Here is a 21,625-nt window from a genome sequence, read left to right on the forward strand (position 1 = left end):
AAAAGTGCAATCTGATCGATGGATCAGAAGCGTGCGCGGAAGCCCGCGTAGAAGAAGCGGCCGCGGTTGTCGTAGATACCCGAGCCGGTGGTGATGCCGGTCAGACCGTACGGCGGCTTGACGTCGCCAACGTTGTTGACGCCGAAGTCGAGCGTGAAATTGTCTTCCACGTCGACGCCGAAGCGGATGTCGTTGTACACAACCGACGGATACTTGCGGATCGTCGCATAGTCCGGGTTCTGCGGCGGCTGACCGTTCACGCTGTTATAGTCTTCGAAGGTGTTCAGATACATGCCGTCGATCCAGCGGATCGTGTGGCCGAGCGTGAACTTGCCGAAGCGCAGGTCGGTGAACGCGATCACCTGATCCTTCGGATAGCTGAGCTCGCTCGTCAGAACGTTCTTGAATTCCGGACGCGACGGATCGGTGAACTGGTCGAGCTGGATCAGGTGAGTCCAGACCGCCTTGAAGTTCGCCCGCATGAAGCCGAAGTCGCGGTTATACGCGAGCTGCGTGTCGATGCCGCGCGTCTTGAAGCGGGCATAGTTCTGCGGAAGATCCTGGAACGATCCCTCGATGACCCGGAACGCTTCTTCGCCGTTCGGACCACCATTGGCGCCAGCGCGGGTGAACAGATCGCAGAACTGGTTGTTCAGGTTCGGTGCGTCGTAGCACGCGTTCAAGGCCTGCTGGACCGTCGGCGACGTGATCACGTTGTTGACCGTGATGTCGTAGTAATCGACCGACAGCGACAGACCCGGCACGAAGCGCGGCGAGAAGACACCGCCCAGCGTCAGCGAGTTGGACGTTTCCGCCTCAAGCTGACGGTTGCCACCGCTCTGGATTTCCAGCGACGAGGTGTAGACGAAGTCATAACCTGCCGGACGACCGGCCGCCTCGCAATTCGCGGGGCGCGTTGCGGAACCAGTGTTGATGTTGCGCGCCGAGCACGGATCGTTCGGAGCAGCGGTGTAGTTCTGGCCGAGCGGCGAATACTGCTCACCCAGATACGGCGAACGCACCGAGCGCGAGTAACCACCACGCAGCAGCAGGTCGTCGACCGGGCGCCAGGTGGCATTGCCGTTCCACGCCACGACCGTGCCGACCGAACCGGTGTAGTCCGCGACGCGGGCCGCACCCGAGATCGTCAGTTCCTTGAACAGGAACACGTCCTTCAGAAGCGGGATCGACAATTCGCCGAACGCTTCCTTCACTTCGAACGCAGGCGAGCGGAAGCTCGGGATCGCGTTGTAGAAGTTGTAGCCCGCCTGGGTCAGCGGATCGAGGTCGTAGGTCAGCGTTTCGCGACGATATTCGCCGCCAACCGAGAAGCCGACCGGGCCACCGGGCAGTTCGAACAGCTGGCTGGAATCACCCGCGACGAAGCCGTTGACGACCAGCTGCGTTGCCTTGCCCGATGCTTCGGTCGGCGACAGGATGTAGTTGCGCGCGGCCTGGCTGACCGAGCCCTCGCCGAACGGATTGAGCGGGACGCAGGCGGCGATATCGGCCGCGAGCTGTGCCGGATTGCCACCCAGGTCGCTGCCGGCATAGGCGCCGTCGACCTGCGCACGGCAGACGATCTGACCAGCGGCGTTGCGCGTCGTGTCCAGCGCCAGCAGGTAACGCTGGGTGTTCACGTTGCCGACGATCAGATTGTTTTCGCGGTGCTCACCGTAGTTCACCGAAACTTCGTAGGTCCAGTCGTCGTTGAAATCGCCGCGGACACCACCGACGATGCGGAAGGTATCACGCTCGATCTGCTCGTCGCGGATGCCGAGGTCGAGCCAGTTGCGACGCAGGCTGAAACGATAGGTGCCGGCATCGACCTGGGCCAGCGCTGCTGCCTGGTTGGCGGCGGCGGACGCACCGCTGAATGCGGCGCCCGTGTTCGGGTTCACACCCGAAACGATCGAGTTGCGAAGCTGACCAGCGATCGTCGCGCGGGCAGCCGCGTTCAGATACGGGTTGTCGAGGCGGATGCCTTCACGGTTGACGGAGCCGGATCCCGCGTTCGAGTAGGACCGGTCGGTGAACCCTGCGATCGCCACGCCGTCGGAGAGCGTCTGGCCCTGCGAGAAGAACGGACCGCTCTGCGAGCCGCGTGCTTCGGTGCGGACGTACTTGGCTTCGAAGAAGGGGACGAAGCCCTCAGACACTTCGAAATGGCCGAGCGCGTTGAAGACGTAACGCTTCACGTCGGGGGAAAGCGCGGTCAGGCGGCCTTCGCGGCTCGTCGTGCCATTGCCACCGATGTAGTTGCCGTTCGGGCCCAGGCCGACCCGCTCGCCGGTCTGCGGCGTCAGGTTGCCATTGCGGTCGAACAGGTAGCCGCAGGTGAAGGCCGAGCCGACGGCGTCGACGCCGCAACCCGGGTTGGCGCCCTGACGGAAGCCGAGCTGACCACCCAGTGAAATCGTCGCGCCGCGCAGGTCACGGTAGAAAACGCGATCCGGACGATCGTCGAACGCAGCGCCGGTGTCAGTGTCGACAACGATGAAGGCGTCGTTCTGACGCAGGTTCGGACGGCCCGATGCGTAATAGTCGCTCTGATGGGCGAATTCGGCGTTGAACGCGATGTTGCCGCGGCCGTCGGCGAAGTTCTTGCCGGCGACGAGCGAGAGATACTGGTTGCCCGCATCGCCATAGTCGCTGATGCCGGTCTGACCGCGAAGCGCGATACCGTCATAGTCACGCTTCAGCTTGAAGTTGACCACACCCGCGATCGCGTCCGAACCGTAAACGGCCGACGACGCACCGCCGGTGACGACTTCGATGTTCTCGATCAGGTCGGTCGGCATCGCGTTGATGTCGACGGCGTTGCCGTTGTTGATGATGTCGGCCGACACATGGCGGCGGCCATTGACGAGCACCAGCGTACGAGCGCGGCCCAGCGAGCGCAGGTCGAGGAAGTTCACACCGCGAACGCCGAGGCCCGAGGTGGAGTTCTGCGAGCCGAGCGACGAACGGAACTGCGGAAGCTGGTTCAACGCGTCGCCAACCGCGACGCGGCCGGTCGAGAAAATCTGCTGCGAATCAAACGTCGTGATCGGAGTCGGCGAATCGTCGTTGGGACGACGGATACGCGAACCGGTAACGACAATCGCTTCGCCGGACTGATCAGCTTCCTGCTCACCGGTAGCGGCACCAACAGTCGACGCATCGCCGGACTGGGGCTCGCTCTGCGCCAGCGCAACGCCCGGCAACATGACGGCGGCGGTCGCCAGCGCAGTCGCTGACAACCAGTGGAAAGTACGCATCGACTAAAAACCCTCTTTTTTTCAATTCCCTGAATGCGGGAGAGCCCGAGAAGCCGTTTTGGCGGCTGATCGCAATAGACTGTTGTCCAAAAACGGGACTTTAAGATTTTTTGTGATAAAACTGCCACATGGCGTGCAAGCGGGTGATGGCGGCACGTTCCACGGCTAACCGCGGCTGCATGAGGGTGCGCACGCCGCCGCTATCTTTGCCGCGGCGCGGCTCAGCGTTTGATGCGAAAGGGCTCGCCTCGGCGGCGGCTGGGCTCAGCCCTCTGCGCCGTCAAGGCGGGCGAGAAGGCGCCCGAGGCGGCCGCGTTTGTAGGCGAGTGCCTGGTAGACGTAGAGGCTGACGGCGGCCCAGCGGGTGTAGATCCAGGGCTGGTTCAGGCGCCTGGCGAGCCATGCCATGCGGTGGCTCCAGCGCGCGATCGCGGCGCGATTGCGGTAGATGGCGCGGCGGCGGGGCGGGTGGTCCGTAGCGCGGGGCGCGACGCGCTTTACCGGCGTGACGCGGCGTTTCTGCCAGGTGAGGCGATACGCCAGCCCCTCACGACGCTGGCGGAAGCCGGCGGCCTGCGTGCCGGTAATGAAATCCGCATCAACGTCGGTCAGCGCGAGACGGCCGTCAGTGATGGCGGCGGTGATACGCGCCGCAATCTCAGGCGAACGGACGATCACCACATTGGTACCGCGGCCGTCGGAGGAATAGGGCTCTACCCAGGCGTCCCCGAAGGAGACATCGGCACATTCGGCGACGACGTCATCGCACGCATCGCAGGCGCTGTTCTGGAAGAAGCCGGCGCCCCAATCGCCATCGGCGAGGTGGAACCAGTCCTGCCAGCGGGCGGTGCCATCGTCGAGCGTCAGGTGCGCGGTGTACCAATTGGCGGGGCGATCTGGATCCTTGCGGCGATATTCGACCGCGCGCACCGTGTCGCGCTCAACCCCCAGCTGCCAGGCGAAACTGTCGACAAAGGCGGCGCTTTTCATATGACCACAGAACAGGCCGAGAAGATGGGTGATGCGGTCGTTCAGGACGGGATCCTGCTCCCGCAGCAGGCTGACCGCCTTGATGAAGCAAGGCACGCCGACGATCGCGTAGCGGCCGGGGGTGGCGCGGATCTCGGCCAGCACCTCCGCCAGATCGACCGGATAGTAGCGCGAGCGCGCGCCCTCCAGGATCTGATCGGCGGTGCGCGAGATGCGGTAATGGAACAGGCGATCGCCCGTTGACGGGATGACGTGCGCGACGCCGTCGATTGCCCCGGAAGCAAGCAGGTCGGCGGCGACCCAGCTGACCATGCCGCCGGAGCTGCCGCGCTCCCGAAAAGGCGGCTGATCGGCGTGGCCCACATAATTGGCCTCGTAGCGGCCGAGGCGGGGATCGTGATGCGGCGCGGCGGGGAAGCGGGCGAGGGCGAGTTGATCCTCGTCGCGGGCGGCGGGCGAGAAGGGGCAGGTGGCCGCAAAGGCGGCGGGCGGCGGGGCGTGGCCGGCCTCGTGATCCGTCAGCGTGGCGGTGCTTGGCTTGCGCTGGCCGTAGCGGTCCCATGTCATGCCGCGGGTCGCGCAGCCACCGCAGCCGATGCACAGGCCGGATTCGACGATGTCGGCGGGGGTGAGCGCCTCAGGCGAGGGCATGATCAAGGAAGCGCGCCGAGCTGGCCCGCTCCGTCGCGAGGCGATCGGGCAGGCCGGCGGGGAGGGCGCCGAGGCGGTCGGCGAAATCATCGTCGCTCACCGCCGCCGTGACGAGGTGCCGTTCGAGGCCAAGCATGTTGGTGAGATCCTGCACCTTGTTGCGGCGATAGGCTGAGGCGGCGCAGACGAACGGGCGGTGGTGTCGGATCGCAAAGACGCAGCCGTGGAAGAAATTGGTCGCGACTGCGGCGGCACCGGCGAACAAGGCAGAAAACTCGGCCGGGTCGGCATCGATCCTGGCCTCGTCCGCGATCGGGCTGGGGTAGCCCACCGCGACGAGGCGGGTGCCGCTGCGATCGGCCCAGCGCCGAAGCTGCGCGGTGTACCAGTCGGGGAAGCTGTGGCCGTAGATGAGGGCGTAGCGGCCCGGACCCGAGGCTGCAGCGTCGGGAATGACGCCGGGAAACTGGAGGCAGGGATCGAGCACGAGGGGCGGCCCGCCCGCAGCCTCCGCCTGATCGGCGGCGAGCGGCGCGAGCAGGGCGCGGCTGTTCTCGTCGCGCACCGACAGCGCATCGAAACGGCGAAGTCGATCGAGCCACGGGCTGTCGATGCCGTCGGCCACGTCGTGATTGCCGACGCTGGCGGCGTAGGAGACGAGCCGATCGGTGAGGAGGCGATCACCGAAGAAGATCGGCTCGCCCGAATACCAGGGGTGGCGGAAGTTCCAGACTTCGTCACTGCCGACCACCACGGCGTCATAATGCGGGGCCTGCGCCGGGTTTCGCAGCGGGAAGGGCGGCGACAGGGGCAAGGCGTCGACCGCAGCGATCAAGGCGCGGGTCTTGCGGCCAAGCGCCGCGAAATGTCGTGGGTCGGTGCGCGTCGGCAGGGTCGGCTGAAAGGCGTTGCGCGCTTCGCGCCATTCCACGCAGCGCGAGCGGTGATCCAGCAGTTCGGCATCCAGCCCGCGCGCGCGCAGCCCCTCCACCAGGCAGCGCGCCTGCCAGTAGGAGCCGTAGTTGATCGAGCGGTGAAAGGTGAGGACACCGACCTTGCGTGGACCTGCCGGGCGCGCCGCCATGCCGTCTAGCGCCCGTAGATGAGGTCGAGCACCTGCGCGGAGCGGGCGAAATGATCGGCGGCGGGATCGTAACGGTGACTGTGCGCAAGCTGCTGCGCCCAGGCGGCGGCGGCACGGCCGCCCCAGTCATCCGGCCCGTCGGTCAGGCGGTGAGTGGCCGTGCCGGTGAAATGATCGGCGGTGAAATCATAGAAGCTGCCGCCGACATTGCGGAAGCCGGCCCCGCCCTGCGTGCCGTAGAAATCGGCGGCGATCACCGCGTCCTGCCCGGCGTGGAGGCGCCAGGAACAGGTGAGGCGGACGGTAGTGCCGCCCGCGGTGAAGCTGGCGCTGGCATAATCCTCCACCGAGCCGGGGTGGAGCGGCTGTCCCCCGGCATAAAGCGCGGCATGGGCGTCGCTCGCCTTGGGGAAGCCGAGCGTCCAGAGCGCGAGATCGACGAGGTGGACGCCGAGGTCGACCACACAGCCGCCGCCCGACTGGACCGGATCGTAGAACCACGGCTTGTCCGGGCCGTAGGCATTGTGGAACGTGAGATCGACCGCGAAGATATCGCCCAGCGTGCCCTCCCGGATCAGGCCGGCGATCGCCTCCATCCCCGCGGTGTGGCGATACGACAGGTCGACGCCGAGCAGCCGGTCGGCGGCGCGGGCGGCGGCGATCACTGCATCCACCTCCGCTGCGGTTCGGCCGAGCGGTTTCTGGCAGAAGACGGCCTTCCCCGCCCGAAGCGCCTGGATCGACTGATCGGCATGAAGCGCGCTTGGAGTCGCGATGACCACGCCGTCGATGTCGAGCGCGAGCATGTCGTCGAGCGTGTTGACGATGCGGATCGTGGGGGCGATGGTGGCCGCCTCCGCGATACATTCGGGCGAGGGGTCGCAGACCGCGACGGCATCGACCGCCCCCGTCGCCACCATGGCAGCCATGCGGTGCCGGCCGATCCAGCCGGTGCCGAGGAACCCGATACGGGGCTTCATATGCGCGCCCCTCAGGCCGAGGCGACGAGCTTGAGCGGCGAGGCCTGACCGGCGCCGGACTGCGCGGGCGCGTAGCGATCGATCATCTCGGCACAGAAATCAGCGAACATCTGCGGATCGCGCGCCGGGCTGGTGTGATGCGGCTGGACGCCGAGATGCTCGGGCGTGAAGCAGAAGGTGACGGTTACCTCGAACTCGGCCAGCGCCTCCATCTGGCGGTCGAACCAGTCGAGCGCATTGGGGCGGAAGCGATCGGCCCAGCTGAGCCCGGTGCGCAGCTTGCGCGTGCCCAGCCGCTTCAGCCAGTCGACCGCCTCGTCGAGCCGCGGATCCTCGAAGTGGAACCATTGCATCAGGCCCATGTCGGCCGCGTGGCGGGCATAGACGTCGAGCGCCGGCTTTGGCGTCCCGTCCTCGCGGATCAGGCCCATGTAGAAATGGCGGTAATAGCTGGAGCCTTCCGCCTCGCGGTGGCGGGTGGTCGCGCCCCATGCCTGGGGCAGATCGAACAGCGAATACCAATAGACGTTGGGCACGCGGCCGATCAGCAGCTCGGCGGTCTTTTCGACGCCGAAGACCTGCACTTCCTCCGCCCCGAACGAGCCCACGCCGACCTCGGTCACCCAGATCGGCTTGTCGGTTACGACCTCCTCGATCTCGGCGATCTTCTTGGGCCAGTCGTGGATCGACCACAGGTTCCAGTCGAGCGGGAAGCCGTGCACGGCGATGACGTCCACCGCATCAAGCGCGCCATGCGCCCGCATCCGGTTCACCCATTGGGGGTCGATCGGCGACATGCCGCCCAGCACGCGGGTGACCGCCGGATTGATCGCGGCAATCGCATTGCCGGCGCGGATCACGTGATCGGCGTAGGACGACCAGTCGGGATCGATCTCCGGATCCCAGTGCGATTTGTTGTTCGGCTCATTCCAGATCATCGCCGCTTCGATCACGAACCTGTACCCCCCTTGGCTGGATAGACCGCCGCCGGGCCATGCTGGCCGAACGGCACCGGTGCGACCCGGCAGAAATAAACGTCACCATCGGCCTGCGCCTCGACGGAGAAGCCGGCTGCGCGCAGCATCGCCTGGCTGCCGGCAGCGTTGGGCGCCCACCAGTTCGTCCAGTCGCCGGCGAACTGCCGTTCGATGAAATGCATCTTGGGATAGCCGGGCGCGTCGAAGTAGGCGGGCTGGCGATAGGTGCCCGGTTCGAAGAAGGGGTGATCCTCCGGCACATCGGCGATCTCCGGCGAGCCCTGCTGCAGCGTCTGGAACAGCATGGCGTCGCGCGCGACATGCTCGCGGATGAGGTCCAGCGCCAGCAGCGGATGGCGCAGATGGTAGAGGACGCCCATGAAGATCACGAGGTCGAACGTCTCGCCCAGCGCGGCCACGTCATAGACCGACAGGTTGCGGAACTCGACGCCGGTGAAGCCGAGCGCATCGGTCGCGAGACGCGCCTGCGCGAGATAGCGATCGTCGCTGTCGATGCCGACTACCCGCTCCGCGCCGCGGCGTTTCATCTCCACCGAGTAGAAGCCGGCGTTGCAGCCGATGTCGAGCACGCTCTTGCCGGTGAGATCGGCCGGAACGATCGAGGCGAACCGCGCGAATTTGTCCGCCGGGTAATTGCCGAGAAAATGATCGGGCGCGGTTGCGACGCCGTTCAGATCGATATTGTGGAACCACGGCGCGAGCGCCGCGATGCTGCTCCTGAGGGCGTCATACGGTCTTTGATCGTCCGAACGATTGGCTACCGGCATCGCGCCCCCTGGATGTCGGCCCGCGACATGCGGCGCCATGACGAGTGACGGGCATCTGCACCTGTGCGCAGGCCCCTCGTTTCGCTTAACGAACGGAGTTTGAAGGTGTTCCCGGTGGCCGGCCAGTTGACGCGCGATGGAACCGGTGGGCGGTCCGCGACATTCGGCTTTGTTGATGGACAACGACGCCCAGCAATGGATTTCGGCGATGCGTGAGGGCGACTATGCGCGCGCCTGGGCGCTGTCCGCGCGTGATCTTGCCGCGCGTGATCCGGCAACCCGCGATGACCCGCGGCTGCCCTATCACCAGCGTTGGGTGTGGGACGGGCGGCCCTTCGACGGGCGTGACGTGCTGGTGCGATGCTATCACGGGCTGGGAGACACGCTGCAATTCGCCCGCTTTCTGCCGACGCTGACGGCGCGAGCGCGGCGCGTGACGGTGGAGGCGCCCGAGCGGCTCCATTCGCTGCTGGCCAGTGCCGATCCCGCGGTGACGCTGGCGCCGTTCGACCATGCCGATCCGCTTCCTCCGGCGGAGTGCGATATCGAGATTACCGAGCTTCCCTTCGCCCTGCGGTGCCGGCCCGACGTGGTCGCCACCCCCTACCTCAGCGTGATGCCCGATGTCCTGCCGACGGGCGTGATCGGGCTGTGCCACCAGGGTGGGGATTGGGACCCGGGCCGCTCGTTCGATCCGCTGCTGCTGCGCGGCATCGCGGAGGCGAACCGGTGCGTGACGCTGGTGCCCGAGGCATCGCCGCTGCCGGTGCTCAATCCCGAGGGCTGCGCCTTCACCATGGAGGAGACCGCCGCACTGGTGGCGGCGTGCGACCTCGTCATCACGGTGGACACGATGATCGCGCATCTTGCCGGTGCGCTGGGGCGGCCGACCTGGCTGTTGCTGAAGGGGGAGCCGGACTGGCGCTGGAACCCGGCGGCGACCGCCACCCCCTGGTACCCCAGCATGCGCTTGTTTGTGCAGCAATCGCCCGGCGACTGGGCGGGGGTGATCGCCCGCGTCCACGCCGCGCTGGTGGCGCGCAACGCCCCCCTCAACAACAACGAAAGGTCGGACCATGGCAACGATTGCGGCACCGTCGGTTCCCGTCTCCTGGGGTGAATTGCTCGACAAGATCACGATCCTGGAGATCAAGCGCGACCGGATCGCCCGTGCCGAGGCGCGGGAGAATGTGCTGCGTGAATATCGCCTGCTGCGGGCGATCGGCGCTCAGGTGCTGAACCGCAGCGGAGTCGCCGCGCTGGTCGAGGCGCTGAAGCGGGTCAACGAGACGCTTTGGGAAATCGAAGACGCGATCCGCGAACAGGAGGCGGCGCGCGATTTTGGCGCCGAGTTCGTCCGTCTGGCGCGCGCGGTGTACCAGCGCAACGACGAGCGGGCGGCGATCAAGCGCGAGATCAACCGGGCGCTGGAATCCGACCTGATCGAGGAAAAGAGCTACGCCGCAAGCGTGGCTGCGTAGCGTCGGCGCGGACAGCGGCGTAAGGGGCGTGCCGAACGCAGGATGGTGAGGCCGGGGTGCGGACGAGGCTGAGTATCTGCCGGCGCAAGCGCAGGTTCGCCGATACGCGGGAGGCGATCGATTTCGCGCAGGGGCATGATCTGCCGCTATGGCCGTATCGCTGCGACCGGTGCGGCATGATCCATCTGACCAGCCGCCGGAAGGGCAAGTGGCGGCCGCTGTCGTGACGCGGGCGGCCGCGCGGCGCTAGCGGGCGGGTTCCGCGACGCTGCTGTCGGACGGCGCCAGCAACCGCGGCTGACCGGCGATCGCGCCGGTGCCGCGGCGGCCCCGCTTGGCGCGGTACAATGCCTCGTCCGCTCCCTTCAGCAGCGTCGAGCGGTCGGCGTGCGCATCATCGAGCACGCAGGCGCCGATCGTGGCCGACACGGTGATCTCCCGATCATCGGCGCTGACCGTGTGGCGCAACTCGGACAGCAGGATACCGATCCCCTCCGCCAGCCGCTCGCGCGCATGGGTGCCGCGCAGGAGGACGACGAACTCGTCACCGCCGAGGCGGGCAGCAAGATAATCGCCAAGATAATCCGCGGCGCGCAGCCGGGCAGCGACGACGCGCAGGACTTCATCGCCCGCCGGATGCCCGAGGCGATCGTTCACCTCCTTGAACCGATCGAGGTCGATGATGGCCACCGCGAGGGGGGAGGAGTGTTCCCGCGCGCTGACGATCGCCTCGTCAATCTGCTCGTTGAAGGCGCGGCGGCTGGCAAGACCGGTGAGATCGTCGGTCAGCGCGTACGCCCGCAGCCGACGTTCGACCTTGTAGCGTTCGGTGATGTCCTGGATGACGCCGATCATTGCCACAACCTTGCCGTCACGCAGTTCCGGCTCGCCCATCGTGCGAACGCGGCGCTGCACGCCATCGGCGTTGATGAAGTCGAGCTCCAGGTCCCAGGAGCGGCCTTCTGCCTTGCAGGCGACGAGCGCCTGTTGCAGCAGCGCGCGATCGCCCGGCGCGTAGAAGGACATGGGCTCGATCGCCGCAGTGTCGGTGTCGGGTGGCAAATGATGGATGGCGTAGGTTTGCGCCGACCAGTGCGACCGCCCAGTCTGCAGATCGAGCCGCCACGAGCCGATGCGCGCCATACGTTCGGCCTGCTGGAGCAGCCGCTGGGCACGCTCGATCTCGACCAGCGCCTCCTGTCGCTCGACTGCGAGGTGCAGCCGGTCATTGCTGATCCGGCGGGTCGACAGGATCGATTCTACCACCCGCGCCATGCCTTCGAACAACGCGATCTTGTCCGCAGGTGGCGTCTGCGGGCGATTATCAGCGACGCACAAGGTGCCGATCGGGAGTGGAGGGCGACCGTCCTCCGCGCTGATCCGCAGCGGGACGCCGGCGTAGAAGCGGATATGCGGCCGACCGGTGACGAAGGGATTGGTCGCGAAGCGCGGATCCGCGCGCGTGTCGGGGATGACCAGGGTTTCGTTGGCGGCCACCGTATGCTGGCAGATCGACGCATCCCGCGGCGTTTCCGCTTCGTCGAGGCCGTAGCGCGCCTTGAACCACTGCCGGTTCACGTCGAGCAGCGAGACGAATGCCATCGAGCAGCCGAACAGGTGGCGCGCGCCCTCCACGATCGCGTCGAACTCAGCTTCGGGCGCGGTATCGAGCACTTCAAGCGTGCGCAGCGCGCGCAAGCGCTCTTCTTCAAGCGCGGGCGGCATGGGTCGACCTTCTGTCACAATGCTTACCCAAATGTTAACGCCGCGGCGCTCAGCGCAGCGGCTTTTTTTCCAGTTTGCGGGCGAGGGTGCGGCGATGCATGCCGAGCCGGCGCGCGGTCTCGGAGATGTTGAAGCCGGTTTCCGCCAACGTTTCGTTGATCCGCTCCCATTCCAGCGTCTTGATCGATGTGCTGCGGCCTTCGATCGGCACGGCAGCGTCCCCCAGAGCGGCCTTGCCGAACGCCGATTCGATATCGTCGGTGTTGGCGGGCTTTGCGAGATAATGGCACGCACCAAGCTTGATCGCCTCCACCGCTGTCGCGATGCTGGCAAATCCGGTGAGGACGACGATGAGCATGGCGGGGTCGAAGGCGTGGAGCCGTTCCACGCAGGCGAGGCCGGAAGCGCTGCCCAGCTTCAGATCGACCACCGCATAGCCGGGATGCGCTTCTTCCAGCGCGGCCTCCATCTCGGCAGGGCCCTGCGCCACCCAGACCGCATAGTCGCGCCGCTCAAAGGAGCGTTGCAGGGTGCGCGCAAAGGTCGAGTCATCCTCGACGATGAGGAGGCGGCGCTGATCGGTCATGGCGATGGTGTACCAGTGCGGCAGTCGCTTTCAAAACGCGCGGCGCGGATCGTCGCGATCAGCGCCGCTTGGGGGCGAGCGGCAGGACCAGCCTGACCTCCGCACCGCCGCCTTCGCGGTTCACTGCCTCAAGCCGGCCGCCAAGCCGGCGGGCAACGTTGTTGGCCAGGAACAGGCCGACGCCGTGGCCGGCCCCCTTGCCGGACTGGTAGAGTTTGCCAAGGCTGGCCAGCTGCGCCTCGGTAAAGCCGCGCCCGTCGTCGATCACGGCGATAACCAGTTCCTCGCCGTCGCGCGTGGCGCGTAACGTCAGCCCGGCAGGGGACGCCTCGGCAGCATTGTCGAGGAGGTTCCAGATCGCCTGGCGAAGCGCGGGGCCGGCAACCACCGCGGCATCGCCGAGGGCTTCCAGATCCACCACCAGCGGCGCGCTGGCCAGCGTGGGGCGCCATTCATCGACGATGTCAGCGAGGAAGGCGCCCGCCGGGACGCTTTCCATCGCCTCGCCCCGCGGCTCCCCGGCGGAATGGAGGATATCGGTGACGATCGCCTTGCAGCGCTGCACCTCGGCCTGCATGTCATCGAGCTCGGCGGCGAGATCGGGATCCTGTGCGATCTTGGGCAGGCGGCGCCAGTCGCCCAGGATGACGGCGAGCGAGGCGAGGGGGGTGCCGAGTTCATGCGCCGCGCCGCTGGCGAACAGCCCCATGCGCACGATCCCTTCCTCCTCCGCCGCACGCTGGCGCATATCGGCGAGATAGGCGTCACGGGCGCGCAAATTGCGGCTGATGCGGGTGACGAACATCGCCAGCAGCACGCCGCTGAGCACAAAGCTGAGCCATGCGCCGAAGGTGGTGAGGTCGCCGATCAGCGGCTCAAGCTCCGGCGGGTAATCGAGCGGGCGGCTGCCCACGGTGAGGCCGGCGAAACAGATTGCGGTCAGAACGACCAGCACCCAGACCGACCAGGTCTGAAGCAGGATCGCGCCCAGCACGACCTGCAGCAGGTAGAGCGACACGAACGGGTTGGATGCGCCGCCGCTGAGCGACAGTTGCGCGGTCAGCGAGCCGACGTCGAACAGGAGCCCGAACAAGAGCGCGATCCGCGGCACCCGCTTCGTACGGAGCAGGGCGAAGCTGATGATATTGGCGCCGGCCTGAAGCGCGATGACGAGCAGCATCGGCAGCAGCGGCAGGTGAAAGCCCAGCGCATATTCGACGAACAGGATCGTCAGGAGCTGCCCGGCGACGGCGATCCAGCGCAGATGCACCAGCTGGCGCATATTCTCCGCCGCGGTCGAATCGCGCGACGATCCGGCCTGGTCGGAGCGGCGGCCCGTCAGTGCGAGGATCGGGGCTTCCATCAGCGCCGCCGGCCCGAGCGCAGGACCATCACCGCGCCCGCCACGCTCAGCAGCGCCAGCGCGAACCAGGTCACGGCATAGGACAGGTGATTGTTGCGGAAGGAGATCACGGTGAGGCCACCGACCGGATAGCCGCCGGTATTGGGCGTGTCGTCCGCGTCGATGAAGAAGGGCGCGGTCGCCCCAAGCTGGCGTGCGCGGGCGATCGCCGCCACATCGCGCGAGAACCAGCGGTCGGCCGCCGGATCATTGCTGCGCAGGAAGCCGCCGCCGGGTTCGGGGTCGCGCATGAGGCCGGTGACCGTGACCGGCCCGGTGGGGAGCGCGGCCTGGCGGGTTGCGCGGTCGCGGCGGTCATCGGGCACATAGCCGCGATTGACGAGGATGATACCATCCTGAGTCTGCAGCGGGGTGAGCACCCACCAGCCGCCGCCCAAGGCGGTGAGCGCCTGAACCAGGGTTTCGCGATCGTGGAGGAAGGTGCCGGTCACGCGGACCCGGCGATAGGCGTTGTCGCCCTGCCATTCATCCCGCGGGGGGAGGGTGGAGGGTGCGGCGTGGACCCGCCCCTCCACCTTGGCGATCAGATCGAGTTTCCATGCGCGTCGCTCGACCTGCCAGATGCCCAGGCCCGCGAACAGAATGGCGAGCGCCAGGCATAGGCCGGCGAAAGCGACGCGCCGCATCACATGCCGATGCCGTCCATCGGCATCATGTTGGTGTTGAGATGGTACATGATCCACAGCGAGCCGGCGATCACGATAGCGACGATCACCAGGGTGAAGAGCATGGTCAGCATCGTCCAGCCACCTTCCGACTGACGGTTCACGTGCAGGAAGAAGACCGTGTGCACGATGATCTGCACGAAGGCGAGCGCCACCACGATGACTGCGGTCAACTGCGCCGTCAGCGTGCCGCTCATCACCAGCCAGAACGGAATGGCCGTGAGCACCGCCGACAGGAGGAAGCCGATGACATAGCCGCGGGCGGAGCCGTGGCCGTGGCCACCATCGGGCGGCGGCCCGTCATGGTGCTGATCATGGGCGTGGGCCGACGCATGCGCCGGGGCGTGGGGCGTGCTCATCGCAGAACTCCGAGCAGATAGACGAAGGTGAAGACGCCGATCCAGACGACGTCGAGCAGGTGCCAGAACATGCTGAGGCACATCAGGCGGCGGCGGTTCTCGGGGATGAGGCCGCGCTGACCCACCTGGACGATCATCACGAGGATCCAGATGAGGCCGCTGAACACGTGGAGGCCGTGCGTGCCGACGAGCGTGAAGAAGGCCGACAGGAAGGCGCTGCGCATCGGCGTCGCGCCTTCATGGATCAGCTCGGCGAACTCGTACAGCTCGATCGCGATGAACGCAGCGCCGAACAGCGCGGTGATCGCCAGCCAGAGCTGCGTGCCCTGCTTGTTGCCGCGCTCCATCGCGATCATCGCCATGCCGCAGGTGATCGAGGAGATCAGCAGCATCGCGGTGTTCAGCGCGACCAGCGACAGATCGAAGATTTGGAAGGGCGCCGGGCCGCCGGCATAGCCGGTGCTGAGCACGCCATAGGTGGCAAACAGGGTCGCAAAGATGAGCGCGTCGCTCATCAGATAGATCCAGAAGCCCAGCATCGTGCCGCCGGAGCTGTGATCGTGATGATCCGCTTCGGTCTGGTAGAAGACGGGCGGGGCGTCGTCGGCCCCGGCCATCTGCCGTGCATCCTCCACGGTGGGGGAATGGGTGGTCATGTCAGGCTCCCGCCAGCGCGTTCTTGCGTTCATTCTCGGCCACTTCCTCGGCCGGAATGTAATAGTCGCGGTTGTAGTTGAACGTGTGAGCGATGCCGTAGCCGATCATCGCCACGAAGCTCGCGGCAGCCAGCCACCACATGTACCAGATCATCGCGAAGCCGAGCACTGCGGCGAGCGCCGACAGGATGACACCGGCCCCCGTGTTACGCGGCATGTGGATGGGCCGGTAACCACTGGTCGGGCGCTTGAAGCCGCGCACCTTCATGTCGTGCCACGCGTCCAGATCGTGCACCACCGGGGTGAAGGCGAAATTGTACGCCGGCGGGGGCGAGCTGGTCGCCCACTCCAGGGTACGGCCGTCCCACGGATCGTCGCCGACGCGCAGCTTCTCACGGTTCTTGATGCTGACCGCGATCTGGATGACGAAGGCCGCGATGCCGATCGCGATGATCACCACGCCGACGGCAGCGATCATGAACAGCGGCTGGAGCGTCGCGTCGTCGAGGTGACGCAGGCGACGGGTGACGCCCATCAGACCTGCGACGTACATCGGCGTCCACGCGATCCAGTAGCCGATCACCCAGCCCCAGAAGTGGATCTTGCCCCAGAACGGATCGAGCTTGAACCCGAAGGCCTTGGGCCACCAGTAATCGATGCCGGCGAACAGGCCGAACACGACGCCGCCGATGATCACGTTGTGGAAGTGCGCCACCAGGAACAGCGAGTTGTGCAGCACGAAGTCGGCCGGCGGGATGGCAAGCATCACGCCCGTCATGCCGCCCACCACGAAGGTCAGCATGAAGGCAACGACCCACTGCATCGGCAGCTCGAACCGGATCTGGCCACGGTACATGGTGAACAGCCAGTTGAAGATCTTCGCACCGGTCGGGATCGAGATGACCATCGTCGCAATGCCGAAGAAGCTGTTGACGCTGGCGCCGGAGCCCATGGTGAAGAAGTGGTGCAGCCACACCAGGTAGCTCAGGATCGTGATGACGACCGTGGCATAGACCATCGACGAATAGCCGAAGAGCCGCTTGCCGGTGAAGGTCGAGGTGATTTCCGAATAGATGCCGAACACCGGGAGGATGAGGACGTACACCTCCGGGTGACCCCAAATCCACACCAGGTTCCAATACATCATCGGGTTGCCGCCGAGATCATTGGTGAAGAAGTTGGTGCCGACGTAGCGGTCGAGCATCAGCATCGCGAAGGCGGCGGTCAGCACCGGGAAGATCGCGACGACCAGCACGTTGCTGCACAGCGCCGTCCAGACGAACACCGGCAGCTTCATCATCGTCATGCCGGGCGCGCGCATCTTGATCACGGTCACGACCATGTTGATGCCCGACAGCGTCGTGCCGACGCCGGCGATCTGTAGCGCCCAGAGATAATAGTCCGGCCCCGGATCAGGGCTGTTCTGCAGATTCGCGACCGGCACATAGTTCAGCCAGCCCGCGCGGCTGAATTCGCCGACGAACAGCGAGACCATGACCAGCGCCGCACCGGCAGCCGTCAGCCAGAAGCTGAAATTGTTGAGGAACGGGAAGGCCACGTCGCGCGCGCCGATCTGCAGCGGCATCACATAGTTGATGATGCCGACCACCAGCGGGATCGCGACGAAGAAGATCATGATCGTCCCGTGCGCGGTGAAGATCTGATCATAATGGTGAGCGTTCAGATAGCCTTCGTTCGCACCGAAGGAGATCGCCTGCTGTGCACGCATCATCACCGCGTCGGCAAAGCCGCGGAGCAGCATGATGATGCCCAGGATTATGTACATAATCCCGATCTTCTTGTGGTCCACGCTGGTGAACCATTCGTGCCACAGATAGCCCCACAGCTTGTACTTCGTGATCGCGCCGACGATGCCGAGGCCCAGCACAACGACGACGGCAAAGGTCACGAGCAGGATAGGCTCGTGCACGGGGAAGGATTCTAGACTGAGGCGACCGAAGATCGTCTTCAGAACGGATTCGTTGAACATGAGGAGCTCCGGCGGCTCAGCCGCGCGCCGCGCCGGTCACGCCGGGCACGGTTGGCAGGAGAAGGAAGGACATGTCGCGGTTGCGGGGCGAGTCGGGCTTGGTCGAACCAGGCGCGCCGGGCTGCGGCGGCTTGCTGAGGTGCGGCGCGGGTTCGATTTCCTCGCTTTCCTTGAGCAGCGCGCCATCGGGCTTTTCGCGCGGGATCGACGTGCGGCCGGCGGGCGCGCCGACAGGGCGCATCTCGTGCGGCTTGGCACCGCGCAGCGCCGCGTCGCGCGCCATGATCTCGCTCATGCAAGGCGTGCCGGGCGTGACGCAGCGTTCATAGATGCGCTGGAACAGCTGCGGCTGGACCGAGGAGAAGAACATCGCCGGCACCTGCTCGCTGGGCTTTTCCAGCTTCAGGTAATTGGCGGTGTCGAGCGAGCCGCCGCGTGCCTTCACCTCGTTCACCCAGCGATCAAAGCCGGCATTGTCCACGCCCAGCAGCTTGAAGCGCATGTAGGAGAAGCCGGCGCCGCTGTAGTTGGCGGACATGCCCTCATAGTCGCCCGGGCGATTGAGCACCGCGTGCAGCGTGCTGCGCATCCCCGGCATGGTGTAGACCATCCCCGCCAGCGTCGGCGCGTAGAAGGTGTTCATCATGTTGGTCGACGTCATATCGAACCGCACCTCGCGGTTCACCGGCAGCGCCAGTTCATTGACGGTCGCGATGCCCAGTTCCGGGTAGATGAACAGCCATTTCCAGTCGAGCGAGACGACCTGGACCAGCATCGGCCGTTCGTTCTTCGGCTTCGGCTGAGTCGCGGAGATGCGGTTCAGCGGGCGGAACGGATCGAGCAGGTGGGTGCTCGACCAGGTCAGCGCGCCGAGCGCGATGATGATGAGGAGCGGGGCCGACCAGATCACCAGCTCCAGCGAGGTGCTGTGATCGAAGTGGGGATCGTAGGTCGCGTCCTTGTTGCCCTTGCGATAGCGCCAGGCGAACACCACCGTCAGGATCATCACCGGGACGATGATGAGCAGCATCAGCCCGACCGAGGCATAGATCAGGTTGCGCTCCTGAAGCGCGACGTCGCCTGCCGGATCGAGCACGGCGCTTTGGCAACCGGCGACGAACAGCAGGAGCGGAAGCAGGGCCAGGCGGGCGAACCGCGGGACCGGGGCGGGATGATCGGGCATATCCAGGCGCTCCTAGGCCGAGTCCAGTAGCCGCTACATTGGACAATTTGTCCAATCCCGTCACTGGCGTCGGTTAGGCAGAGGAGTGTATTAGTGACCCCCGAGGCGGGCCAATCATTAATCGCACGGCCGAGTGCCGCGGGAGCATGACGGAAAATGACTGCATCGACCAACGCGCCGGATTCGGCAGCCCTGGAACGAGATGCCCGACTGATCAACGCGCGCCACAAGGATGTCGCGCCCGGCGAGATCGCCATCGGCGTGATCATCGGCCGCACCAGCGAGTTCTTCGACTTCTTCGTCTATGCGATCGCATCGGTGCTGGTGTTCCCGCAGCTGGTGTTCCCGTATGTCGATGCGCTGACCGGCACGCTCTATTCCTTCGCGATTTTCGCGCTGGCATTCATCGCGCGGCCGTTCGGCACGCTGCTGTTCATGTGGATCGACCGTGTCCATGGCCGCGGCACGAAGCTGACCATCGCGCTGTTCCTGCTGGGCGGATCGACGATCTCGATCGCGCTGCTGCCCAGCTATGCGCAGGTCGGCACGCTGTCAGCGGTGCTGCTGGCGCTGTTCCGCATCGGCCAGGGCGTGGCGCTGGGCGGGGCGTGGGACGGTTTGCCGTCGCTGCTGTCGCTCAATGCGCCGGAGGAAAAGCGCGGCTGGTACGCGATGATCCCGCAGCTGGGCGCGCCGCTCGGCCTGCTCGTCGCCTCCTGCCTGTTTGCCTATTTCCTCGCGATCCTGTCGCCGGAGGACTTTATCAGCTGGGGCTGGCGCTACCCGTTCTTCGTGGTGCTGGCGATCAACGTCGTGGCGCTGTTCGCCCGCCTGCGCCTCGTCGCGACGCCCGAGTTCGAGCGCCTGTTCGAAAGCCGGGAGCTGCAGCCGTCGCCGGCGTTCGCCACCATGTTCCGCGAGCGCCGCACGATCATCCTTGGCGCCTTCGCCCCGCTGGCGAGCTTCGCGCTGTTCCACCTTGTCACCGTCTTCCCGCTGTCGTGGGTGACGCTGGAAGTGGGCGAGGACCCGGTGCGCTTCCTGGGCATCGAGGCGCTCGGCGCGGTGGTCTGCGTCCTCGCCATCCTGGCCTCGGGCGTGATTGCCGACCGGGTCGGCCGGCGCGCGGTGCTGGGCGTCTCGGCCGCGCTGATCGCGGTGTACAGCGGCTTCGCCCCGCGCCTGCTGGACGGGGGCCAGGTGGGTGAGACGATCTACATGATTGGCGGTTTCGCGCTGCTCGGCCTGGCGTTTGGCCAGTCGTCGGGCGCGGTGAACAGCAACTTCCCGCCCGAATCGCGGTACACGGGCGCGGCGATCGTCGCCAATGCGGCCTGGGTGATCGGCGCCGGCTTCGCGCCGCTGGTGGCGCTGTTCCTCGCCAGCCGCTTCGGCCTGTGGTCGGTGGGCCTCTACCTGCTGTCGGGCGCGATCTGCACGCTGGGAGCGCTGGCGATCAACAAGGACTTCGCCCGCCGCGCGGCCTGATCGCGGCGCTTACCCGCATCCTGATGCACGAACGGGCGCCGACGATGTCGGCGCCCGTTTTCGTTTGGCTTGGGACTGGCAGGTTTGCGCCTGTCCTAGGAGAGGGGCGCGGTCAGTCCTTGTCCATCCGGGCGCCGACGTGCCGCTCACCACGCTTGCGGGCGAGTTCCTCCTGCCGGTGACGCTCGGCGAGGCGGGCGCGCTTGTCGTCGTCGAGGTCGGCGTGACACGCGGGGCAGCTGATGCCCTCCTCATACAGCGGCGACTGGCGGTCCTCGGGGCTGACCGGGCGGCGGCAGGCGCGGCACAGCACGTGCGTGCCAGGGGCCAGGTCGGGCGTCACCGCGACACGCTCGTCAAAGACGAAGCATTCGCCCTTCCACGAGACCTGATCTGCCGGCATCTTTTCCAGATAGTTCAGGATGCCGCCCTGAAGGTGATAGACCTCCTCGATCCCCTCCGCCTTCAGGAAGGCGGTGGATTTCTCACAGCGTATCCCGCCGGTGCAGAACATCGCCACCTTCTTCTTGCCGGCGGTCAGCTGGTCGCGATTGGCGCGGAACCAGGCCGGGAAGTCGCGGAAGCTGCGTGTCTCGGGGTTGATCGCGCCGGGGAAGGTGCCGATCGCGACTTCGTAATCGTTGCGCGTGTCGATCACCACCGTGTCAGGGCGGTTGATCAGGGCGTCCCACTCCTCGGGCGCGACATAGGTGCCGACATCGGTCAGCGGATCGAGATCCGGCTGCCCCATGGTGACAATCTCTCGCTTCAGGCGCACCTTCAGCCGATGGAAGGGCTCGGTCGGGGCCCAGGCGTATTTGACGGCGAGGTCGGCACAGCCAGGCAGGGTGCGCAGGTGCGCGACCACGGCGTCGATTGCCGCGGGCGAGCCCGCGATCGTCCCGTTGATCCCCTCATGCGCCAGCAGCAGCGTTCCCTGCACGCCGTTCGCGCGGCAGCACGCCTCAATGTCATCGCGCAAGGCAGCGGGATCGTCGAAGCGGGCAAATTGATACAGCGCGGCGGTGCGGAAGGGCAGGGTCATGATCAGCCGGCAGGAGTAGCGGCGGGGCACTCAAGAGAGTGTTTCGTAACCCCGCCGATAATCAATGGTGCGGTCGAGAAGACTCGAACTTCCACGTCCTTTCGGACACAACGACCTCAACGTTGCGCGTCTACCAGTTCCGCCACGACCGCACGTGATGTCCACCGGGCTGGCCCGGCGGCTGGCAGGAGCGGGCCACTAGCAAGGCTTGTTGGGGCTGGCAATGGGTCCGAAGGCCCAAATCGTAAGTTTGTGCGGAAAAATAATACGCCGCGATCCGCAGGCCCCGGGGCC

Annotated in this window: 19 protein-coding genes and 1 tRNA gene; 4 read left to right on the top strand and 16 right to left on the bottom strand. The window is 66.2% G+C overall.

Features of this window, described 5'->3' with window-relative positions; all coding sequences use genetic code 11:
• Window positions 1–23 precede the first annotated feature (23 nt).
• The 6 genes from CA236_RS10520 to CA236_RS10545 all read right to left on the bottom strand — a co-directional run bounded on the left by CA236_RS10520 (window position 24) and on the right by CA236_RS10545 (window position 8,730).
• Window positions 24–3,260, bottom strand: coding sequence for a TonB-dependent receptor (locus CA236_RS10520; protein ID WP_186313907.1), 3,237 nt, complete (start codon window positions 3,258–3,260; stop codon window positions 24–26).
• A gap of 264 nt (window positions 3,261–3,524) precedes the next feature.
• Window positions 3,525–4,901 (bottom strand): Coenzyme F420 hydrogenase/dehydrogenase, beta subunit C-terminal domain, encoded by a 1,377-nt coding sequence (locus CA236_RS10525; protein ID WP_125945587.1) that lies wholly within the window; start codon window positions 4,899–4,901, stop codon window positions 3,525–3,527.
• Window positions 4,888–5,985: a polysaccharide pyruvyl transferase family protein gene (locus CA236_RS10530; protein ID WP_125945547.1), complete on the bottom strand. Its 1,098-nt coding sequence runs from the start codon at window positions 5,983–5,985 to the stop codon at window positions 4,888–4,890. The genes CA236_RS10525 and CA236_RS10530 overlap by 14 nt, the downstream gene beginning before the upstream one ends.
• A gap of 5 nt (window positions 5,986–5,990) precedes the next feature.
• Window positions 5,991–6,965: a Gfo/Idh/MocA family oxidoreductase gene (locus CA236_RS10535; RefSeq protein WP_125945548.1), complete on the bottom strand. Its 975-nt coding sequence runs from the start codon at window positions 6,963–6,965 to the stop codon at window positions 5,991–5,993.
• Between the two features lie 11 nt (window positions 6,966–6,976).
• The gene (locus CA236_RS10540) at window positions 6,977–7,918 is read right to left on the bottom strand and encodes a glycosyl hydrolase (protein WP_046408623.1); all 942 of its coding nucleotides are present in this window, start codon (window positions 7,916–7,918) and stop codon (window positions 6,977–6,979) included.
• The gene (locus tag CA236_RS10545) at window positions 7,915–8,730 is read right to left on the bottom strand and encodes a TIGR04290 family methyltransferase (protein ID WP_125945549.1); all 816 of its coding nucleotides are present in this window, start codon (window positions 8,728–8,730) and stop codon (window positions 7,915–7,917) included. The genes CA236_RS10540 and CA236_RS10545 overlap by 4 nt, the downstream gene beginning before the upstream one ends.
• 175 nt (window positions 8,731–8,905) lie before the next feature.
• Between CA236_RS10545 and CA236_RS10550 the strand changes: the two genes are divergently transcribed.
• From CA236_RS10550 to CA236_RS18775, 3 genes are read left to right on the top strand one after another with little or no spacing between them, the layout of a single operon-like run.
• On the top strand, window positions 8,906–9,850 hold the full coding sequence (locus CA236_RS10550; RefSeq protein ID WP_241212605.1) for a glycosyltransferase family 9 protein: 945 nt from the start codon (window positions 8,906–8,908) through the stop codon (window positions 9,848–9,850).
• Window positions 9,807–10,211, top strand: a complete 405-nt coding sequence (locus tag CA236_RS10555; RefSeq protein WP_046408625.1) for a DUF6165 family protein — start codon at window positions 9,807–9,809, stop codon at window positions 10,209–10,211. The genes CA236_RS10550 and CA236_RS10555 overlap by 44 nt, the downstream gene beginning before the upstream one ends.
• 56 nt (window positions 10,212–10,267) lie before the next feature.
• The gene (locus CA236_RS18775; protein ID WP_164518909.1) at window positions 10,268–10,438 is read left to right on the top strand and encodes a hypothetical protein; all 171 of its coding nucleotides are present in this window, start codon (window positions 10,268–10,270) and stop codon (window positions 10,436–10,438) included.
• 19 nt (window positions 10,439–10,457) lie between these two features.
• Here the strand turns inward: CA236_RS18775 and CA236_RS10560 are convergent, their stop codons facing one another.
• The 8 genes from CA236_RS10560 to cyoA are packed head-to-tail and all read right to left on the bottom strand — an operon-like array spanning window position 10,458 to window position 18,798.
• The gene (locus CA236_RS10560) at window positions 10,458–11,936 is read right to left on the bottom strand and encodes a diguanylate cyclase (RefSeq protein WP_125945550.1); all 1,479 of its coding nucleotides are present in this window, start codon (window positions 11,934–11,936) and stop codon (window positions 10,458–10,460) included.
• 49 nt (window positions 11,937–11,985) lie between these two features.
• Complete coding sequence (locus CA236_RS10565) at window positions 11,986–12,522, bottom strand: response regulator transcription factor (RefSeq protein WP_125945551.1); 537 nt, start codon at window positions 12,520–12,522, stop codon at window positions 11,986–11,988.
• Between the two features lie 58 nt (window positions 12,523–12,580).
• A complete protein-coding gene (locus CA236_RS10570) occupies window positions 12,581–13,885 on the bottom strand; it encodes an ATP-binding protein (RefSeq protein WP_046408630.1) in 1,305 nt (434 codons plus the stop codon).
• Window positions 13,885–14,571, bottom strand: coding sequence for an SURF1 family protein (locus CA236_RS10575; protein ID WP_125945552.1), 687 nt, complete (start codon window positions 14,569–14,571; stop codon window positions 13,885–13,887). The genes CA236_RS10570 and CA236_RS10575 overlap by 1 nt, the downstream gene beginning before the upstream one ends.
• Complete coding sequence (gene cyoD / locus CA236_RS10580; RefSeq protein ID WP_125945553.1) at window positions 14,571–14,969, bottom strand: cytochrome o ubiquinol oxidase subunit IV; 399 nt, start codon at window positions 14,967–14,969, stop codon at window positions 14,571–14,573. The genes CA236_RS10575 and cyoD overlap by 1 nt, the downstream gene beginning before the upstream one ends.
• A complete protein-coding gene (cyoC, locus tag CA236_RS10585; RefSeq protein ID WP_197075459.1) occupies window positions 14,966–15,586 on the bottom strand; it encodes a cytochrome o ubiquinol oxidase subunit III in 621 nt (206 codons plus the stop codon). The genes cyoD and cyoC overlap by 4 nt, the downstream gene beginning before the upstream one ends.
• A gap of 40 nt (window positions 15,587–15,626) precedes the next feature.
• Window positions 15,627–17,615, bottom strand: coding sequence for a cytochrome o ubiquinol oxidase subunit I (cyoB, locus tag CA236_RS10590; protein ID WP_046408635.1), 1,989 nt, complete (start codon window positions 17,613–17,615; stop codon window positions 15,627–15,629).
• Window positions 17,616–17,631: 16 nt separating this feature from the next.
• Complete coding sequence (cyoA, locus tag CA236_RS10595) at window positions 17,632–18,798, bottom strand: ubiquinol oxidase subunit II (protein WP_125945555.1); 1,167 nt, start codon at window positions 18,796–18,798, stop codon at window positions 17,632–17,634.
• 156 nt (window positions 18,799–18,954) lie between these two features.
• On the opposite strand from cyoA, the gene CA236_RS10600 reads away from it, so the two are divergent.
• Entirely contained in the window at window positions 18,955–20,286 is a 1,332-nt protein-coding gene (locus CA236_RS10600; protein ID WP_046408637.1) for an MFS transporter, read from the top strand.
• Window positions 20,287–20,398: 112 nt separating this feature from the next.
• Here CA236_RS10600 and CA236_RS10605 read toward each other — a convergent pair whose 3' ends face one another.
• Window positions 20,399–21,331, bottom strand: a complete 933-nt coding sequence (locus tag CA236_RS10605) for a rhodanese-related sulfurtransferase (protein WP_125945556.1) — start codon at window positions 21,329–21,331, stop codon at window positions 20,399–20,401.
• 65 nt (window positions 21,332–21,396) lie between these two features.
• A tRNA-Leu gene (locus CA236_RS10610) sits at window positions 21,397–21,483 on the bottom strand.
• Window positions 21,484–21,625 lie beyond the last annotated feature (142 nt).

The sequence above is a fragment of the Sphingomonas sp. ABOLG genome (assembly GCF_003950435.1).
In the GTDB taxonomy this organism is placed as follows: domain Bacteria; phylum Pseudomonadota; class Alphaproteobacteria; order Sphingomonadales; family Sphingomonadaceae; genus Sphingomonas; species Sphingomonas panaciterrae.

Excerpts from the sequence above, each read along its gene's own strand:
- CA236_RS10520 (WP_186313907.1), bottom strand. The coding sequence starts at position 3,260 with ATGCGTACTTTCCACTGGTTGTCAGCGACTGCGCTGGCGACCGCCGCC.
- CA236_RS10525 (WP_125945587.1), bottom strand. The coding sequence starts at position 4,901 with ATGCCCTCGCCTGAGGCGCTCACCCCCGCCGACATCGTCGAATCCGGC.
- CA236_RS10530 (WP_125945547.1), bottom strand. The coding sequence starts at position 5,985 with ATGGCGGCGCGCCCGGCAGGTCCACGCAAGGTCGGTGTCCTCACCTTT.
- CA236_RS10535 (WP_125945548.1), bottom strand. The coding sequence starts at position 6,965 with ATGAAGCCCCGTATCGGGTTCCTCGGCACCGGCTGGATCGGCCGGCAC.
- CA236_RS10545 (WP_125945549.1), bottom strand. The coding sequence starts at position 8,730 with ATGCCGGTAGCCAATCGTTCGGACGATCAAAGACCGTATGACGCCCTC.
- CA236_RS10550 (WP_241212605.1), top strand. The coding sequence starts at position 8,906 with ATGGACAACGACGCCCAGCAATGGATTTCGGCGATGCGTGAGGGCGAC.
- CA236_RS10555 (WP_046408625.1), top strand. The coding sequence starts at position 9,807 with ATGGCAACGATTGCGGCACCGTCGGTTCCCGTCTCCTGGGGTGAATTG.
- CA236_RS10560 (WP_125945550.1), bottom strand. The coding sequence starts at position 11,936 with ATGCCGCCCGCGCTTGAAGAAGAGCGCTTGCGCGCGCTGCGCACGCTT.
- CA236_RS10565 (WP_125945551.1), bottom strand. The coding sequence starts at position 12,522 with ATGACCGATCAGCGCCGCCTCCTCATCGTCGAGGATGACTCGACCTTT.
- CA236_RS10570 (WP_046408630.1), bottom strand. The coding sequence starts at position 13,885 with ATGGAAGCCCCGATCCTCGCACTGACGGGCCGCCGCTCCGACCAGGCC.
- CA236_RS10575 (WP_125945552.1), bottom strand. The coding sequence starts at position 14,571 with ATGCGGCGCGTCGCTTTCGCCGGCCTATGCCTGGCGCTCGCCATTCTG.
- cyoD (WP_125945553.1), bottom strand. The coding sequence starts at position 14,969 with ATGAGCACGCCCCACGCCCCGGCGCATGCGTCGGCCCACGCCCATGAT.
- cyoC (WP_197075459.1), bottom strand. The coding sequence starts at position 15,586 with ATGGCCGGGGCCGACGACGCCCCGCCCGTCTTCTACCAGACCGAAGCG.
- cyoB (WP_046408635.1), bottom strand. The coding sequence starts at position 17,615 with ATGTTCAACGAATCCGTTCTGAAGACGATCTTCGGTCGCCTCAGTCTA.
- cyoA (WP_125945555.1), bottom strand. The coding sequence starts at position 18,798 with ATGCCCGATCATCCCGCCCCGGTCCCGCGGTTCGCCCGCCTGGCCCTG.
- CA236_RS10600 (WP_046408637.1), top strand. The coding sequence starts at position 18,955 with ATGACTGCATCGACCAACGCGCCGGATTCGGCAGCCCTGGAACGAGAT.
- CA236_RS10605 (WP_125945556.1), bottom strand. The coding sequence starts at position 21,331 with ATGACCCTGCCCTTCCGCACCGCCGCGCTGTATCAATTTGCCCGCTTC.